The following is an 18,028-nucleotide window of genomic DNA, read 5'->3' on the forward strand; positions in this document are numbered from 1 at the left end:
GTCGTGTCCCAGCGTGTTTCGGCCGTGCGCGATGCCGACCTGGTCTGCGTGATGCGCCGCGGTCGCGCGGTGGGGCTGGGTACCCACGACGAGCTGCTGCGAACATGCGAGGTCTATCGCGAGATCTGCGCGTCTCAGCTCGCGGGCGAGGAGGTGGCGTAACGTGAATCCGTATGTTTCCACCGGCTCCGTCTCTACGGTCACATCGAATATCGCCGGCGGCGACGGCCGCCGCCGGGAGGGCGGGGCGCCGCTCGATTCGCTTGCGCCCGCGACTCCGCTGGGCGCCCGGGTGATCACGCGTCGCCTGATGGGGTTCGTACGCCCCCATGCGCTGTCGTTCGTCGCCTCCTTTGCGGCGGCTGCGGCCTCGGTGGTGCTGCAGCTCGCCGTCCCGCTGCTTATAGGGCGCGCCATCGACGCCATGGTTGGTGCCGGCGGGGTGTCGTTCGAGGTGCTCGCGCCTTTGGTGGCGCAGCTTGCGGTGCTGACGCTCGCCGCCGCCGCCTTCCAGTGGGCGCAGGGGTATTGCGTGAACCGCCTGACGTATCGGTGCGTGCGGGATATGCGCATCGCGGCGAGCGATAAGATCAGCCGCATGCCCATCTCGTTTATCGATGCCCATCCGCATGGCGACCTCATCTCGCGCGTGGTCAACGACGTAGACCAGATCGGCGACGGCTTGCTGCAGGGGCTCAACCAGCTCTTCGGCGGCATCGTGACCATCGTCGGCACGCTGGCGTTCATGCTTTCGGTCTCGGTGCCCATGGCGGTGGTCGTGGTCCTTGCCACGCCCTTCTCGATTCTTGCTGCGGCCCTGATCGCGCGCGTATCCAATAAGAGCTTCGCGGACCAGCAGCGAATTCAGGGCAGGCTGGGCGCCCATATCGAGGAATATGTGGGCAGCCAGCGCCTGGTGAGCACCTTCGGGTTCGGCCCGCGCGCCCAGGAGCGCTTCGATGCGATGAACGCCGAGCTCTATACCGCGGGCGAGCATGCGCAGTTCATGGGGTCGCTGTCCAATCCGGGCACGCGCTTCATCAACAACCTGATATACGCGGCGGTAGCGGTTATGGGCTGCCTGTGCGTGGTCACGGGTGCGCCCGCGCCGCTTACGGTGGGCGGCGTGCAGGTGTTTTTGAGCTATGCCAACCAGTACACCAAGCCGTTCAACGAGATCACGAGCGTGGTCACGCAGGTGCAGACGGCCTATGCCTCGGCCCGCCGCCTGTTCGCCCTGCTCGACGCCGTCGAGGAGGCGCCCGATGCCCCGGATGCGCGCACGCTGCGCGAGGTGCGCGGCGAAGTTGATTTCGACCACGTAGGCTTCCGCTATGCGCCCGATCGCCCGCTGCTTCACGACATCTGCATCCATGCGGCCCCGGGCGCGCGCATCGCCCTGGTGGGGCCCACCGGATGCGGCAAGACCACCCTCATCAACTTGCTGCTGCGGTTCTACGATGTCCAACAGGGGCGCATCGAGCTGGACGGCGTGGACGTGGCAGACCTGGCCCGCAGCGACCTGCGGTCGCGCTTCGGCATGGTGCTGCAGGATACCTGGCTGTTCGAGGGGACGGTGCATGAGAACATCGCCTACGGACGTCCGGACGCGACGCGCGAGCAGGTGGTCGCCGCGGCCCGCAAGGCGCATGCGGACGGGTTCATCGACGCGTTGCCCCAGGGGTACGATACGGTGCTGGGCGAGGGCGGCGGCACGCTCTCGCAGGGGCAGCGGCAGCTGCTGTGCATTGCGCGCGTGCTGCTGGTAGACCCCGCCATCTTGCTGCTGGACGAGGCGACGAGCTCGATCGACACGCGCACCGAGCTGCAGGTGCAGGCGGCGTTCGACGAGCTGATGCGCGGGCGGACGAGTTTCGTGGTGGCCCATCGCCTCTCGACGATCCGCGAGGCCGACTGCATCGTGGTGATGCGCGACGGCGGCGTTGTGGAGCGCGGCACGCACGAGGAGCTTCTTGCCGCAGGCGGTTTCTACGCCGATCTGTACAAGAGCCAGTGGGAGGAGGCATAGGATACGGATGCATTGAGCGCGGCTCGGCGGACGCGTCGGTGTTCGGGGCATCGCCGTTCGATTGCGCTCGCGTAAAGGTACGTTAAGCTTGCGGCTTCGCCATTGGTTTCAAGCCGCGGGTATGGCTATAGTAAAGGGACCGTTTACGCCCTGTTATTGTCTGGCACGGCGTCGGCGCATATCGTCCGGCCGCGGCGCCCGTTGCGCCGCTCGCCACCGTAGCGCGGCCGGGGTGCCGCCCGAGTGAGGTTTCCATGGATGCTACCGTACCGTCTGTCCGCACATCGGTGCCGCTTCAACTGAAGGGCGCCCATAACGTACGCGACTTGGGCGGGTATCCGTTTACGCGCGACGACGGCACGACGGGGACCACCGCTTCGGGCGCGTTCTTGCGCTCGGGGACGCTGGGTTGGCTGCGGGCGTCGGATCGCGCCTTCCTGCGCGCCTACGGGCTGCGGCGCGTGGTGGACGTGCGCAGCAATTTCGAGCTCAAGTACTGGCCCGATCCATATGGCGAGCATCCCCAGCCCGGCGTGAGCTACACCCATATCCCCATGCTCGACCAGCTCAACTCGAGTGGCTTCCGCGGCGCGCTCCCCGCATGCATGTTCGATGTATACCGGTCGCTTCTCGATGACAGCTCCGCCAGTCTTCGCCAGGTGTTCGAGGCCCTGGATGGCGAAGGGTGCTCGCTGTTCCACTGCCGGGCGGGCAAGGACCGCACGGGCGTGATCGCCATGCTGCTGCTGGGTCTCGCCGGTGTGGACGACGTTCATATCGTGGCGGATTATGCGGTTACGCAGCGGTATATGGGCCGCGGTCTTCGGGCGCAGCGCCTGGGCGTGTCGATACTGCTGTGCAAGGAGGTGCCGAGCTGCCTGTTCGAGTCGGCGCCCGAGGAGATGGAGCGCACGCTGGAGTATTTCCACGAAACGTACGGTACGGCCCGCGCGTACCTGCGGGACGTCGCCGGCTGCTCGCCGGAGCTCCTGGACCGCATCACCGCGCGGCTGCGCGGCGATGATATGGTGGCGCGCTGGCGTTAACGCGATGTCTGGTTGGCGTATGGGGCGGGTAAAGAGTTCGCCTTTGTGTACATTCGCTGTAAAGCGCCGCGCCGCTTCGCCTGGCCCGCGCCCTTTGACAAAAAATCGATAAACGAGCGCTAGTATTGTTGGCTGCAACAATCGGGTGCGCGCACGCATGGGTCGCGTCGCGCGTGAAGCCATAGGACAGGTTGGTATGTTGGTAGCCCTCATCTCGCTCGCGGCCCTCGCGGCCACTGTTTACGCTCTCGTGCGCGCGGTGCGCACGATGGACCTCGACAAGAAAGAGGCGCGCGGTCGCTACCTGTCTGCAGGGTTGTTCCTGGTGCTTCAGGCGTTCGTGGGCGTGTATGCCGCCGTGGGTATGGTCGAGAACGATATCCTCTCGGCGCTGGTCCTAAACGCCGTGCTGAGCGCGCTGTCCCTGGCGAGCGTATGCGCTCCCCAGGTGAAGGAGCGCCTCGCAGCGTATCTGGGGCCGCAGGGCCGCTTCCCGCACCCGCTGGTCGGCGCCATCATCTTCGTGCTGCTGGGCGGTGCCTTCGCCACGCTGGCGCTCGAGGTGCCCAGCAACCATAATCTGCTATGGATGTACCCGCTGTGCCTGCTGCTCGAGTGGGGCATCGTCACCGCGCTCCTCGGCGGCCTGTTCCTCATCTTCCAGCGCCGCGCCGGCGTGCCGAGCGTGCTCGCGCTGCTGTTCTTCGTCCTGGGCCTGGCCGAGCACTTCGTGATCACCTTCAAGTCCATGCCCATCGCACCGGGCGACCTTTCGGCCCTGTCCACCGCCATGGCCGTGGCGGGCACGGGCTACTCCTACATCCTCAACCCGTTTTGCCTGTACGGCATGGCGTTCGCCGCGCTTGCCGTCTATACGCTGCGCCTGGCCGCGCTCATCGCGCCGAGGAACCAGGGCGACAAGCGGGCCCTCGTCGTCAACCTGCTAGCGGGCGCGCTGTGCATCGCGGGCGTGGGCGCGCACGTGACGATGGTCGACTACTACAACCAGCTCAATATCCAGGTATACACCTGGCGCCCGCTTGAGAGCTATTACCGCCAGGGCTTCCTGCCCAGCTTCATTTCCGGCGCGCAGACCATCAAGCCGCCGGTGCCCGAGGGCTACAGCATCGGCACGGCCAAGGACCTTATGGCCGAGTACGCCGAGGAATACGACGCCGCCGAGGGCGCGAGCATCGAGCGCCAGCAGGCCTCCGCGCAGTTCGACGAGAAGAAGCCCGCGATCGTCACCATCATGAACGAGACGTTCGCAGACCTTTCCATCTACCAGAACCTGCATGCCGGCTACGAGGGGCCGCAGCTCTACAAGAACATCCCCGATGCTCTGCAGCGTGGCATCCTGTACGTGTCGGCATACGGCGGTGGCACCTGCAACACCGAGTTCGAGTACCTTACCGGCAACTCCATGGCGTTTTTGGGCTCGGGTACCTACCCGTACACCATCTACGACCTGGCGCGCACCGAATCGCTGCCCAAGCAGTTCCGCGACCTGGGCTACAAGACGACGGCGATCCATCCCAATCACGGTACCAACTGGAACCGCGAGAACGTGTATAAGACGCTGGGATTCGACCAGTTCCTCACCATCAAGGATTTCCAGGATGCCGAGAAGCTGCGCGGCATGGTGACGGATGCCGCCACCTATGATGCGATCCTCGAGATGCTTGAGTCCGATGAGTCCCCGCAGTTCATCTTCGACGTGACCATGCAGAACCACTCCGGCTACGAGACGGGGCTCGTTCCCTTCGACAAGCAGGTGGATTACCCTATCGATGGCATGAGCGACCCCGAGGTCAACGAGTACCTGGCCCTGATCGAGGAGTCCGATCGGGCGCTGAAGGACTTCCTGGCGGCACTGCGCAAGCTCGACCGCGAGGTCATCGTGGTCTTCTTCGGCGATCACCAGCCGTTCTTCCCCGATAGGTTCAACGAGCAGTGGTTCCCGGGCGAAGACGAGGCCGCGCACGCCGAGCGCCTGTGGCAGACCGACTACATCATCTGGGCCAACTACGACGTGGCCGGCCGCGATCAGGAGAGTTCGGTAGACGACCTCTCTACGAATTTTCTGGGCAGCGCTATGATGAATCTGGTGGGCGCGCCCATGACCGCATGGGAGAAGGCGCACGTCATGTTGAGGCGCGATCTTCCCGCGCTCAATGCGACGGGCTTCGAGGATAAGAGCCTGCGCTGGTATCTGTCGAGCGCCGCCACCGCGCCCGAGGACTATCCGAAGGGAAGCCCGGCCGCCGAGGCCATCACGGCGCGCGAGAACCTGGCTAAGATGCAGTACTTCATGATGTTCCGCGACGGCAAGGATATCTACACCAAGGTGTTCCAGAGCGCGGCGAACGAGACCGATCCCAACCTCGCACCCGGTACCACGAAGATCAAGTAACACGCCGACGCGCGTACACGGCTGTAAGCCCTCCTGCGGTAAGATGCATACACGTATCCATCGACGCAGGAGGGCTTTTCTTATGGCAAGCGACATGACGACCGGCGAATGTGCGTGGCAGCACGATGTGCTGGATGTGATCGACGCGCGCTCATCGACGCGCAAGTTCGCCGAGGTGGAGGTGACCGACGAGCAGCGCCAAGCGGTGCTGCATGCAGCGAGCCGCGCGCCGTCGGCGGGCGCGATGATGATGTATTCGATCATCGATATTCGCCAGCAAGAGACGCTGGATCGCCTTTCGGTGCTTTGCGACAACCAGCCGTTTATCGCCAAAGCGCCGTGGGCGCTGGTGTTCGTGGTGGATTATTGCAAGTGGATCGACCTGTTTGAGCACGTAGGTTGCTTGAGCGAGGAGTTCGCTGCCGAGCATGGCTGCGAGCCGCGCTCGACCTGCGGACTGGGCGACCTGGCCATCGCGGCGCAGGATGCGATCATAGCGGCGCAAAACGCCGTGATCGCAGCGGAGGCCGTGGGGCTGGGAAGCTGCTATATCGGCGATATCGTCGAGAGTGCCGAGGAGGTGGCCGAGCTGCTCGGCCTGCCCGCGCACACCATCCCGCTATCCATGGTGGTGCTCGGCGTGCCGCATAAGGAGCGCCCGGCTACGCCGCATCCCGTTGAGAACCTTGTGATGTTCGAGCGCTATCGCCGTGCGGATGCCGCAACGATGGACGCCCAGGTGGCGGAGATGGATGCGATGTTCAGGCCCCATGCCACCGAGGCCGGCGCCCGTGTGACTGATATCTACACGCGCAAGCATACGAGTGCGTTCATGGCCGAGATGAACCGCTCGATGGAGTGCTGGCTGAGGAATTGGCGCGGCGAGGGGCTGAACGCCGACGCCTAGGCGTGCGCACCGCATCCGCGGTCCGAAAACAAGGCCCGAAACGAACGAAGGCTCCCTGCATGATCGCAGGGAGCCTTCGTCTTGCAGGCTGAAAGCCAGGCCGGTGCGCAGCCTTACGGGCGTGCGTCGGGGTCGATGCGCGTCATGCGGTCGACTTCCTTGAACTTGGTGAACAGAGGAACGTACTCGTAGAACACGCTCGAGCTCTCCAGACCGAACCAGCGCGCCGGCGAGCCGGCGAAGCGGCGAATCGTGTACTTCAGCGCGATGGCCGAGCGCTCGCGGCTGTCGACGTCGCTCTCGGGGGCGAGCATCTTGCGCAGCATGCAGAAGCGGAACGAGCCGATGGGGCCGGGCTGCTTATAGACGGAGTACTCGTGGGTCTGCGGCGGCAGCTCGCCGGAGGCCGAAAGGTCCGAGACCACCTGGCGCAGGTAGGCGTTCACGCGCTGGTTGATCTTATAGCCCAGGTACAGGTGCACGCGGAAGACGTAGTCGGTGCCGAAGGTCTCGACCGAGTACGAGAGCGTGTGCGGCTCGTCCATGACCTCGACGTTGAGGAACCAGTAGGCGCGGGCGCGCTTGGGATGCTTGTCCAGAATCGAGTAGAGGATGTCGCGATCCAGGTAGTTGGTGTTGGCCACGTTGGTGAGGTACACCAGGTTGTCGCTCATGAGCTCGTAGGTCTCGTCGTCGCGCAGGCGGCCGAGCTGGTCCAGGTAGTTGCGGATGGGCAGCAGGGTTGCCTGGCGGCGCTCGACGGCGGTGCCGTTGTACCAACTCACCATGATGCCCATGATGAGGGCGGCCATGAGGATGGTGAAGTAGCCGCCGTGGAAGAACTTCGTGAGCGAGGACACGAAGAAGAAGCCCTCGAGTGCTACGAAGAAGATCACGAAGATCCATGCGGCAATGCGGCGCTTGCGCACGTTATGCAGGAAGAAGAAGAGCAGCACGGAGGTGCAGATCATCGTGATGGTGATGGCCAGGCCGTACGCGGCCTCCATGTGCGCGGAGGACTGGAACAGCAACACGACCGCGATGCAGCCGACCCACATGACGTTGTTGACCATGGGGATGTAGAGCTGGCCCTTGGTCTCGGCGGGGTAGAACACCTGCATGTGCGGCATGAGGTCCAGGCGGCTGGCTTCGGAGACCAGCGAGAACGCGCCGGTTACCAGCGCCTGCGAGGCGATGATGGCGGCGGCGGTGGACAGGCCGACGGCGAACGGGCGCATGCCCTCGCCGAGCATCTGGAAGAACGGGTTGAGGTCCTGGATGGCGGCGAGCTCGGGGTTGCCGGCGTTGGCCAGCAGCCAGGCGCCCTGGCCCAGGTAGGAGAGCAGCAGGCAGGTCTTCACGAACGGCCAGGTTGCGTAGATGTTGCCCTTGCCCACGTGACCCATATCGGAGTAGAGGGCTTCGGCGCCGGTGGTGGCGAGGAAGCAGCTGCCGAGGATCATGATGCCGGCATGGTTGTTGGGCGACAGCAGGAAGCTGAGGCCGCGCAGGGGGTTGAAGGCCAGCAGGATGGCCGGGTTGCCCAGCACGTAGACCAGGCCGTTGGCGCCCAGGAAGAGGAACCAGAAGGTCATGACCGGTCCGAAGGCGCGGCCGATCTTGCTGGTACCGGCTCGCTGGACGGCGAACAGCAGGCTTACGATGATAAGCGTGATGATGACCACGTTGGTCTGCCCGTCGCCGATGAGCGCGTGCATGGCGGGGATGGTGCGCAGGCCCTCGACCGCGGTGGTGATGGTGACCGCCGGGGTGAGGATGCCATCGGCGAGCAGGGCCGAGCCGCCGAGCATGGCGGGTATGATGAGCCACTTGCCGTATTTGCGCACGATGCTGTACAGGGCGAAGATGCCGCCCTCGCCGTGGTTGCCGGCCTTGAGCGACACCAGCACGTACTTGACGGTGGTGAGCAGGGTGACGGTCCAGATGACCAGCGACAGGGCTCCGAGGATGAATTCCTCGGTCACCTGCATGATGCCGCCCTGGCCTGCCAGCAGCGCCTTGGTCACGTACATGGGCGAGGTTCCGATGTCGCCGTAGACGACGCCCAGCGTGACGAGCATGGCGGCGAGGCTGACCGGGATGTTGTGGCCCTTGTCGCCGTCACTTGTATCGGGCTTGGAGTTCTTCGCGGACTTCCGCTTGAGTTTGCGCTCGTTGGACGGGCGCTGAGCGGCGGTATCTTCGCTGCTCATATGCTCCGGAGAATCGGAGACGGTCGTTTGCGTCATCGGTTCTGTGCTCCTTGATGAAACGGGCCCCGGCGCGGCTGCGCGAGGCGAACAAATGCCAAGGTGACCGCCTTGGTGGCTCGCAATTATAGCCTTAATGGACAGCATATGCCATGCCCCCTCTACCTGCAAGAAAGGGCTGTGAAAAGCCTCCCGTCCCGAGGAGCGGGCGCGGGAGGCTCGTGTGGGGGGTGCGACTGTCCGCGGTGCGCGGGAACGCTTACGGCAGCGGGTCGAGGCCGGCGCGCTCCATGGCCTCCTCGACGGTGTAGCGCTTGACGAGGTAGCAGCGGTGGATGCGCGGGTTGCGGGCGAAGTCCTCGGGAATGGTCTGCGCGGTGATGTCGGTGAGGATCACGCCGGCTCGGGCCAGCTTCTCGGTATCCGGCTTGAACGTGCGCAGGTTGCACGAGAAGATGGCCTCGCCCTCGCGGGTGAGCAGGCGCGACAGGCCGATGATGAGCTCGGCGTGGTCGCGCTGCACGTCGAAGGTGCGCGAGCCCATCTTGGTGGAGTTGGAGAACGTGGGCGGGTCGCAGAAGATCAGGTCCCAGCGGTTGCGCGTGAGGCGCTGCTCGGCGATCCAGCGGCGCACGTCGGCGCGCACGAACTCGTGGTTCCTGCCGCTGAAGCCGTTCTGCTGCATGTTGCGTTCGGCCCAGGCGAGGTAGGTGTTGGAGAGGTCGACGGTCACCGTCTCCTCTGCGCCTCCGTCGGCCGCGTAGCACGTGGCCGTGCCCGTATAGGCGAAGAGGTTGAGGAAGCGCCGACAGCCGCGGGCATGCTCGCGTACCAGGCCGCGCGTCACGCGGTGGTCGAGGAAGATGCCGGTATCGAGGTAGTCGTCGAAGTTGACGGCGAAGGTGAGCCCGCCCTCCTGGATGAGGGGGAGACGTCGCTCGATGTCCGCATCGCCCGTCGTGCCGTTGCGCACGCCCTGCGAGAACGCGGAGCGGCCGGCGTTGGCGTACTGCGAGCCGCCGCGCGAGCGCGTGCGCGCGCGGGCGTGGACGCAATCGGGCGACACGTCGAGGATCTGGGGCGCGAGCGCCAGGATATCGAGGAAGCGCGCCTGGGCGACCGCGGGGTCGATGCTCTTGGGCGCGGCGTATTCGGCGATGACGAGCCAGCGGCCCGGCGTCTCGTCGGTGCCCTGGTACAGATCGATGGCGGCCGCGTAGTCGGGCAGGTCGGCATCGTAGACGCGGTAGCAGGTGACGCCGGTGCGCTGGGCCCATTTGCGGCGCAGGCGCGCGACCTTCTTCAGGCGAGCGGCGAATTGCTCCGAGCCGGGCGACAGCACCGGCACCAGGCGGCCGTCGCCCAGGTCGACGGTGTGCGCGGTATCGCTCGTCGCGACGGCGTCCTGCAGGGCCGAGCCGTCGAAGACGAGGATGGCGGCGTCTTCATTGTTGGGCTTTACCTCGATCTGGACGGCGGGGTCGGTTCCCAGGCCGCGTGCGAAGAGGCTGTCGCGCGAGAGCACGGCAAGCCGCGCGGGCGCCGCGGCGTCGCGCAGGCCGCTGGCGAGCGCGAGGAGCGCGGCGGTCTGCGTGAAGGGCACCTCGGTGGCGTCGGCAACGGCGATGCGGGCGCCGGTCGCGTTGGCCGGCACGGCCTTCAGCATGGCGTCGACGTCGGCGGGGACGAAGGTCGTCTTTCCGCCGAAGCCCGCCTGCTTGAGGACGCGGCCGGCGTATGCGCGCGCGAGCGGGCTGAGGTCGGTCGCCACGACGGAGGCGGCGCGGGAGCGGCCTGCGGCGGCGCGTTCGTCGGCGTCATCGATCAGCTCGTTCCAGGCGTCGGCGTCATGGCGTTGCCAGCCTTCGAACCCCCAGTGCGAGCGAAGCAGGCCGGGCGCGCGGTCGTGGAGCATGTTGAGGGCCTCGAGCTCGAGGCCGCCGCCCGCGCAGGAGAGGTCGAGCAGGGCGGGCATGCCGGCCCCGGCCTCATCGGCTGACGCCTCGCGCACGGCCTCGCCCCAGCCGGCCTGCTCGAGCATGAGGGCGGCGTAGTCGGGGCGCAGCACGTGGGTGGGCGCGCCGGGCTTGGTGGCCTCGCGCGGGAGGCGCTTGAAGAGCGGATCGCCCGAGAGGTCGAGATGGATGCTGGCGCGGTCGTTGCGGATGGAGAGCGCGATGCGTGCGTCGGGGTGCTCGGTGTCCACGTCGGCGCGGCTGCCGGCCTCGTCGGCCAGGCGGTCGCAGATGGCGTCCTTCACGCAGAGCGCCGAGTAATGGGTGTTGCGCAGCTCGCGATTGGTGCCGCGCGCGGTTACGGCGATGCTCGCCCCGCGGCGCAGGAGCTCTTCCCAGGGCATGCGGTACACGCCGTCGTAGAGGGCGTTGGCGTCCCAGCAATCGAAGCGCCCCAGCACGACGAAGACGCGGCTGGCCAGGCGGCTCCACAGGCAGGCGCGATACGCATCGCGCACGGTGCCGGTAAAGGTGACGCGGCCCTTTAGGCGGCGCGTCTTGCGAAGGCCGATGCGCTGCAGCTCGGCGTCGAGCGCCGCCTCGAAGCCCTCGGGGCAGCTGGCGTAGAACTCCAGGTAGGTTCCGGTGAGTGCCGCCGTAGTGGCGCTGTTCATGGTGCCGCCTTTCTTGATGGCGCCGCGGAGATGCTGCTCGCGGCACGTACGTATTCAAACCGTCATTATCGCATAGCGCCACGCGGCAGCGGGCCCCTTCCTCAGAGGGTTTTGATGTAGAAAAGGCAGCTAACGCGGCCATCCAGCCGAATTAGCTGCCTTGAGGTGCATGAAGGCCCCCATGACGAGGGGCGGGCCCGACCCGTTCTCGCGCGAAGCGCGCGCCTACTCCAGCTCGAACGCTCCCGTGTAGAGCTGGTAGTAGTACCCGTGCTTGGCGATGAGCTCGTCGTGCGTTCCGCGCTCGATCACGCGCCCGTGGTCCAGGCAGATGATCACATCGGAGTTGCGCACGGTGCTCAGGCGGTGCGCGATCACGAAGGTGGTGCGACCCTGCATGAGGGCGTCCATGCCGCGCTGGACGATCTCCTCGGTGCGGGTGTCGATGCTCGATGTGGCTTCATCCAAGATCATGGCGGGCGGATCGGCCACGGCTGCGCGTGCGATGGAGAGCAGCTGGCGCTGTCCCTGGCTGAGCTGGGAGCCGTTGCCGGTGAGCATGGTGGCGTAGCCCTCCGGCAGGCGCGAGATGAAGTCGTGCGCGCCGGCGAGCTTGGCCGCCTTGATGCATTCCTCGTCCGTCGCATCCAGCTTGCCGTAGCGGATGTTGTCCATCACGGTGCCGGTGAACAGGTTGACGTCTTGCAGCACGACGCCCAGCGAACGGCGTAGGTCGGCCTTGCAGATCTTGTTCACGTTGATGCCGTCGTAGCGGATCTTGCCGTCGGCGATGTCGTAGAAGCGGTTGATGAGGTTGGTGATGGTGGTCTTTCCGGCGCCCGTGGCGCCCACGAACGCTACTTTCTGGCCGGGCTTCGCATAGACCGAGACATCGTGCAGCACCTCGTGGTCGGGCGTGTAGCCGAAGTCGACGCCCGTCAGGCGCACGTCGCCGCGCAGCGGAACATAGCTCACGGTGCCGTCCGCGCGGTGCGGATGCTTCCAGGCCCACAGGCCGGTGCGCTCGTCGGCCTCTTCCAGCTCCCAGGTCTCGGGGTTCACGCGGGCGTTTACCAGCGTGACGTAGCCATCGTCGGCCTCGGGCTCCTGGTCCAGCAGGTCGAAGATGCGCTGCGCGCCCGCAAGGCCCATGACCACGGCGTTGATCTGTTGCGAGACTTGGCCGATCTGGCCGCAGAACTGCTTGGTCATGTTGAGGAACGGCACCACCACGGCGATGGAGAGCGGCATGCCCGACAGCGAGAAGTTGGGCACCTCGAGCGCCAGGAACACGCCGCCCGCGAGCGCGACCACCACGTAGATGAGGTTGCCCAGGTTCATGAGGACCGGCATGAGGATGTTGGCGTACATGTTCGCCTTCTGCGAGACCTCGAAGAGCTTCTCGTTGCGCGCGTCGAAATCGGCCTCGGCGGCGGCTTCGTGGCAGAAGGCCTTGACGACCTTCTGCCCGTTCATGACCTCTTCGATATGACCCTCCACGACGCCGAGCTCGCGCTGCTGCGCGATGAAGAAGCGCGCGGAATTGGAGCCGAGCATCTTGGTGAGAAACACCATGCAGACGATGCCGGTGATGATGACCAGGCACATCCATACCGAGAAGTACAGCATGATGAAGAGGACCGTGCCCAGCACGATGACGGTTTGCAGCAGGTTGGGCAGGGACTGCGAGATCATCTGGCGCAGGGTGTCGATATCGTTGGTGAAATGCGACATGATGTCGCCGCGCTGGTTGGTGTCGAAATAGCGGATGGGCAGGTCCTGCATGCGGTTGAACATCTTCTCGCGGAGCTTTTCCAGCGAGCCCTGGGTGATGGTCGCCATGTTGCGGTTCCAGAACAGGGAGATGAGGTTGCCGGCGACATAGATGGCGCCCAAGGTGAGCACGAGCTGCAAGATCTTGGGCTGGGCCGCGGACCAATCGCCCGTCTGCCACGAGGTCGAGATGATCTCGAGGGCGCTTTGCAGGAACAGCGCGCCGATGGAATTGATGAGGCCGCACACGAGGACGCCCACCATGACCAGCGGCAAGAGCACCGGGTAGAACGAGAACAGCAGCTTGACCAGGCGGATGAGCGTGGATGACTTGCGCGCCGGCGCGCCGGCTGCGGGCTTACTCATGTGCCTCGCCTCCCTTCGGGGCGGATTCGTCGGTTGCGGTGAGAGGGGCGGAGGCCCGCTCGAGGTCGCGGACGGCGGCCGCCGCGGCTTCGTCGACGAGCTCGGCCTCTTCGCTCATCTTGTTCTGCGACGTGAAGGTCTCGCGGTAGATCTCGGAGGTTTCCAGCAGCTCTTCGTGGGTGCCCATGGCGGCGATGCGGCCGCCCTCCATCACGATGATGCGGTCGGCGTCGGATACGCTCGATACGCGTTGGGCGATGATGAGCTTGGTGGTATCGGGTAGGTAGCTGGCAAGGCCCGCGCGGATCTTGGCGTCGGTCTTGGTGTCGACGGCGCTGGTGGAGTCGTCCAAGATCAAGATCTTGGGGCGGCGCAGCAGGGCGCGCGCGATGCAGAGGCGCTGCTTCTGGCCGCCGGACACGTTGGAGCCGCCCTGCTCGATCCACGTGTCGTAGCCCTTCGGGAAGCCGTCGATGAATTCGTCGGCGCAGGCGAGGCGGGCCGCCTCGCGCACCTCGGCATCGGTGGCGTTCGCATCCCCCCAGCGCAGGTTGTCAGCGATGGTACCGCTGAACAGCACGTTTTTCTGAAGCACCATGGCAACCTGATGGCGCAGCGCGTCCAGGTCGTAATCGCGCACGTCGACGCCGCCCACGCGCACGGTGCCCTCGGTTGCGTCGTACAGGCGGGCGATCAGGTTGACCAGCGTGGATTTGGCCGAGCCCGTGCCGCCGATGATGCCGACGGTCTCGCCGCTTTTGATGTGCAGGTCGATGCCGTCGAGCGCCTGGCGCTCGGCGCGGGCGGAGTACTTGAAGCTCACGTGGTCGAAATCGATGGAGCCGTCGGCCACCGTGCTTACGGGTTCGTCCGGGTTGACGATGGTGGACTGCGCCTGCAGCACCTCGCAGATGCGGCGCGCGCTTTCCTCGGCCATGGTCACCATGACGAAGATCATGGAGAGCTGCATGAGGCTCATGAGGATCTGGAAGCCGTAGGTGAAGGTGGAGGAGAGCTGGCCCACGTCGAACGCGGCCGCCTGGCTGGTGATGATGAGCTTGGAACCCAGGTAGATGATCACGACGAAGGCGCCGTTGACGCAGAAGTTCATCAGCGGGTTGTTGAAGGCGAGCAGCTTCTCGGCGCGGGTGAAGTCGGCGCACACGTCCTGCGCCGCGCGTGCGAACTTCTGCTTCTCGTAGTCTTCGCGCACGTAGCTCTTTACCACGCGCATGCCGGTGACGTTTTCCTCGACCGATTCGTTGAGCGCGTCATACTTATGGAACACGCGGGTGAAGATGGGCGTCACCTTGTGGATGATGAGTCCCAGGCCGATGCCCAGGATCGGGATCATAGCCAGGTAGACGAAGGACACGGCGCCGCCCATGGCGTAAGCCATCGCGAACGCGAACACGAGCACCAGCGGGGCGCGCACGGCGATGCGGATGATGAGCATGAATGCCTGCTGCACGTTGGTGATGTCGGTGGTGAGGCGCGTGACCAGCGACGAGCTGGAGAACGCATCGATGTTGGTAAACGAGAAGGTCTGGATCTTGTAGAAGAGGTCGTGGCGCAGGTTCTTGGCGAAGCCGCAGCTCGCGTGGCTGCACGTGATGCCTGCAGCGGCGCCGAAGAACAGCGAGACCAGGGCGAGCGCAACGAGCACGCCGGCGGTGGGCAGGATGTCCGCCACGGCCGCGCCGTCCTTGATGGTGTCGATGAGGTTGGCGGTCACGAAGGGGATGGCCATCTCGCACGCAACTTCGCACAAAACGAGCAGCGGCGTTGCGAGGGTGGGTTTGAGGTAGTCGCGAATCGAGGCGACGAGTGTTTTAACCATCGAGCCCCTCCCAGTGCGCGCGGACGCGCTCGAGCAGGCCGGCGAGCGTTTCCTGCTCTTCGGGGGTGAGCGTGGAGAATGCGTTGGAGCGGAAGCGCTGACGGATCTCGGCCTCCTGGCGCGCCGCCTCGGCGCCCGCTTCGGTGAGCGTGACCGTGAGCTGACGGCGGTCCTGCTGGCCGCGCGTCCGGTAGATGAGGCCGGCGGTTTCGAGCTTGGAGAGGATCTCGGACAGGGAGCCCGGCTTGAGCTCGAAGAACATGCCGAGTTCCTGCTGGGACAGGGTGCCCCCGTTTTTCTCGAGCAGGCAGAGGATGGGCGCGCGTCCGGACCGGCCGCCGCGGTTGAAGTGCATGAAGTGGCCGCAGAAGCCCAGGCAGGACAGGATGCGGGATGCACGGGCGATCACCGGGTCGTCGACGGCGTCGGGGGCCTCGGGAAGATCGATGAATTTACGGGCGCTCTTGGCCGACGTCTCTTTCGCGGGCGCGGGCGTCGCGGCATTGTTCTGCGCGGCTGCGTCGGGGGCGTTCGCGGGTGGATGCGTGCTGGTGGGCGTAGCATTGCATTTGAATTCTGGGCCGTTCACAGAACTCTCCTTTCCCTTGGAGTATAGGGAAAGTATAATAGCCCGCTTTAATACTATGGGTACCGAAATAATAATGATGCAATGAAATTTACGAACGGGCCCCCGTTTCTGCTATCCCAGCGCCGTGCAGAGCGCGAATACGAGCGTCGCGATAACCGTGCCCAGGCTCGTGGGCGCCATGAAGCGGTCGAGTGCGGCGTGGTCGGGCTCGTGGATAACGTCGACGAGCGTCGATAACAGCGGTTGGAAGCCGACGCTCAGGGCCGCCGCGCGCACGAGCGTGCCGAGCGAAACCCCGCGTGCCATGAAGAGCGCTGCTAAGAAGAGGACGAGCGATACGCAGATCAAGATGGCATGGTAGATGCGCATGGCGGTTTCGCCCGAGATGCCATGACCGCGCTCGCCCAGGCCGTACAGGGCGGCGGCCACCGTTCGCTTGCCCTTTGCTGCGTCGTCGAGCGAGTCGCGCATGTTGTTGATATTCATCACGGCGGCTACGGGCAGCCCCAGCGCGATGCCGGCGACGAGCGCGGCTGGATCGAATGCGTGCGTGTAGAGGAAGGTGCCGCCGCATACGGCCACGATGCCGAAGAACAGGAAGCTGACGGCGTCGCCAAGGCCGGCGTAGCCGTAGGGGCGCGGGCCCACCGTGTACAGGATCGCCGCGGCGATGGCGGCGACGCCAAGCGCGATGAAGGCGGCGATCGCGGTTACGATGCCGCAGCGGGGCGGGTCGCCGTGGCAGAGCGCGGTGCAGACCAGCGCGCAGCCCAAGATGAAGGTGATGGCGCTCAAGCCGATGAGGGCGCGCTTCATCTGCGCGGGCGTGATGATGCCCCGCTGCATGCCCCGCCGCGGCCCCACGCGCGTGGCATCGTCCAGGCCGTGGGAAAGGTCTCCGAGATCGTCGGCGAAATTCGCGATAACCTGCAGCAAGATGGATACGACGAGCATGAGGACGAGCGTTTGCCAGCGGAAATGCCCGCGTGCGGCCGCGAGTCCCGCCGCCGCGAACGACCCCGAGGCGGCGAGCGGCAGGGTGCGCGGCCGCACCGCTTCGATCCAGGCCGAGCGCGTCTCACCTGATTGCGCTTTATGCGAGATGGACGGATTCGATGTTTTCATGACCGGGCTCCTTATTTGGAAACGGGCCGTCATTGTATGGCGCCGCTCGGGGGCGCGGGCAACCATCGGTGACACCCCGTCCCGCGCGCTCGCCCATGGTTTCGGGTGGTATAACTAGAACAGGGAAAGAGCGCGGACCCCGCTCGTTCGGGGCGACGGTCCGCTTATGCCACCGCGCATCGACGGCCTCGCCCGCATCGGCGGGCAGACGTGGGGCGCACGGGGAGAGGAAGCAAGATGGCTCAGACGGTTACCATTCAAAAAGACGGCGTCGTCGCGCGTATCGATGCCCAGGGGGCGCAGCTGCGCGGCTTGGCAAAGGACGGGCGCGAGTACCTCTGGCAATCCGATCCCGCATGGTGGGGCAAGAGCTCGCCGGTGCTGTTTCCCGTGGTGGGTGCGGCCGGCAGGGGTCCGGTCGAGTCTGCTGCCGGTGTGTGCGCCCTGGGCAAGCACGGCTTCGCGCGCGATATGGAGCACGCGGTAAAGGAGGTTGCCGACGACGGCTCGTCGGTCACCTTCGAGCTGGTGGATACCGAGGAGACCCGCGCGGCGTATCCGTATGGCTTCGTCCTCAACATGACCTATGCCATCACCGGCCCGTCTACGCTTACGCAGACCTTCGCGGTTACCAACACCGGTGACGCGCCCATGCCGTTCTCGGTGGGCGGCCATCCTGCGTTCAACGTGCCCGCCCCCGGCGCCGAGGGCGAGGCGTTCGACGATTACGAGCTGCGCTTTACCCGTCGGTGGACGGCCGATTCGCCCACCATGGTCGACGGCGGCATGCTTACCTACGAGAACACGTTCCGCTCGCTTGACGACGCCGACGTCCTGCCCATCACGCGCGAGCTGTTCGACTGCGATACCGTGGTGCTCTCCGATGTGCCCGATAACACGATCGACCTGGTGAGCCGGAAGTCCGGCCACGGCGTGCGCGTATCGTTTGACGGCTTCAAGTTCGTGGGAATCTGGTCGGCCCAGCCCGATGCGCCCTTCGTGGCGGTCGAGCCCTGGACGGGCCATGCCGCGCTCGCGGAGGAGGACGACGTTCTCGAGCATCGCGACAACGTGACCATCCTGGCTCCGGGTGAGACCGAT

Annotated in this window: 11 protein-coding genes; 5 read left to right on the forward strand and 6 right to left on the reverse strand. The window is 65.6% G+C overall.

Annotation, left to right across the window (positions count from 1 at the left end):
* Positions 1 to 163: 163 nt before the first annotated feature.
* The 4 genes from I2E26_RS05515 (at position 164) to I2E26_RS05530 (ending at position 6,395) form a co-directional block, all read left to right on the forward strand.
* Positions 164 to 2,029, forward strand: coding sequence for an ABC transporter ATP-binding protein (locus I2E26_RS05515; RefSeq protein ID WP_195419928.1), 1,866 nt, complete (start codon positions 164 to 166; stop codon positions 2,027 to 2,029).
* 254 nt (positions 2,030 to 2,283) lie between these two features.
* Complete coding sequence (locus I2E26_RS05520; protein ID WP_195419929.1) at positions 2,284 to 3,075, forward strand: tyrosine-protein phosphatase; 792 nt, start codon at positions 2,284 to 2,286, stop codon at positions 3,073 to 3,075.
* Between the two features lie 196 nt (positions 3,076 to 3,271).
* Entirely contained in the window at positions 3,272 to 5,488 is a 2,217-nt protein-coding gene (locus I2E26_RS05525; RefSeq protein ID WP_195419930.1) for an LTA synthase family protein, read from the forward strand.
* Between the two features lie 82 nt (positions 5,489 to 5,570).
* Entirely contained in the window at positions 5,571 to 6,395 is an 825-nt protein-coding gene (locus I2E26_RS05530; protein WP_229056444.1) for a nitroreductase family protein, read from the forward strand.
* Positions 6,396 to 6,508: 113 nt separating this feature from the next.
* On the opposite strand, the gene I2E26_RS05535 is transcribed toward I2E26_RS05530, so the two are convergent.
* From I2E26_RS05535 to menA, 6 genes are all read right to left on the reverse strand, one after another.
* Positions 6,509 to 8,644, reverse strand: coding sequence for a KUP/HAK/KT family potassium transporter (locus tag I2E26_RS05535; RefSeq protein WP_304515628.1), 2,136 nt, complete (start codon positions 8,642 to 8,644; stop codon positions 6,509 to 6,511).
* Between the two features lie 220 nt (positions 8,645 to 8,864).
* On the reverse strand, positions 8,865 to 11,234 hold the full coding sequence (gene rlmKL, locus I2E26_RS05540; protein WP_195419931.1) for a bifunctional 23S rRNA (guanine(2069)-N(7))-methyltransferase RlmK/23S rRNA (guanine(2445)-N(2))-methyltransferase RlmL: 2,370 nt from the start codon (positions 11,232 to 11,234) through the stop codon (positions 8,865 to 8,867).
* 225 nt (positions 11,235 to 11,459) lie between these two features.
* On the reverse strand, positions 11,460 to 13,373 hold the full coding sequence (locus I2E26_RS05545) for an ABC transporter ATP-binding protein (RefSeq protein WP_195419932.1): 1,914 nt from the start codon (positions 13,371 to 13,373) through the stop codon (positions 11,460 to 11,462).
* Complete coding sequence (locus tag I2E26_RS05550) at positions 13,366 to 15,213, reverse strand: ABC transporter ATP-binding protein (protein WP_195419933.1); 1,848 nt, start codon at positions 15,211 to 15,213, stop codon at positions 13,366 to 13,368. The genes I2E26_RS05545 and I2E26_RS05550 overlap by 8 nt, the downstream gene beginning before the upstream one ends.
* Positions 15,206 to 15,802: a MarR family winged helix-turn-helix transcriptional regulator gene (locus tag I2E26_RS09230; protein WP_370551452.1), complete on the reverse strand. Its 597-nt coding sequence runs from the start codon at positions 15,800 to 15,802 to the stop codon at positions 15,206 to 15,208. The genes I2E26_RS05550 and I2E26_RS09230 overlap by 8 nt, the downstream gene beginning before the upstream one ends.
* A 111-nt stretch (positions 15,803 to 15,913) precedes the next feature.
* Positions 15,914 to 16,927, reverse strand: coding sequence for a 1,4-dihydroxy-2-naphthoate octaprenyltransferase (gene menA, locus I2E26_RS05560; protein ID WP_195419934.1), 1,014 nt, complete (start codon positions 16,925 to 16,927; stop codon positions 15,914 to 15,916).
* A gap of 237 nt (positions 16,928 to 17,164) precedes the next feature.
* On the opposite strand from menA, the gene I2E26_RS05565 reads away from it, so the two are divergent.
* The coding region (locus I2E26_RS05565) for an aldose 1-epimerase family protein (RefSeq protein WP_195419935.1) at positions 17,165 to 18,028 on the forward strand (864 nt) is incomplete at its 3' end.

The sequence above is a fragment of the Collinsella sp. D33t1_170424_A12 genome (assembly GCF_015554865.1).
Lineage (GTDB): Bacteria > Actinomycetota > Coriobacteriia > Coriobacteriales > Coriobacteriaceae > Collinsella.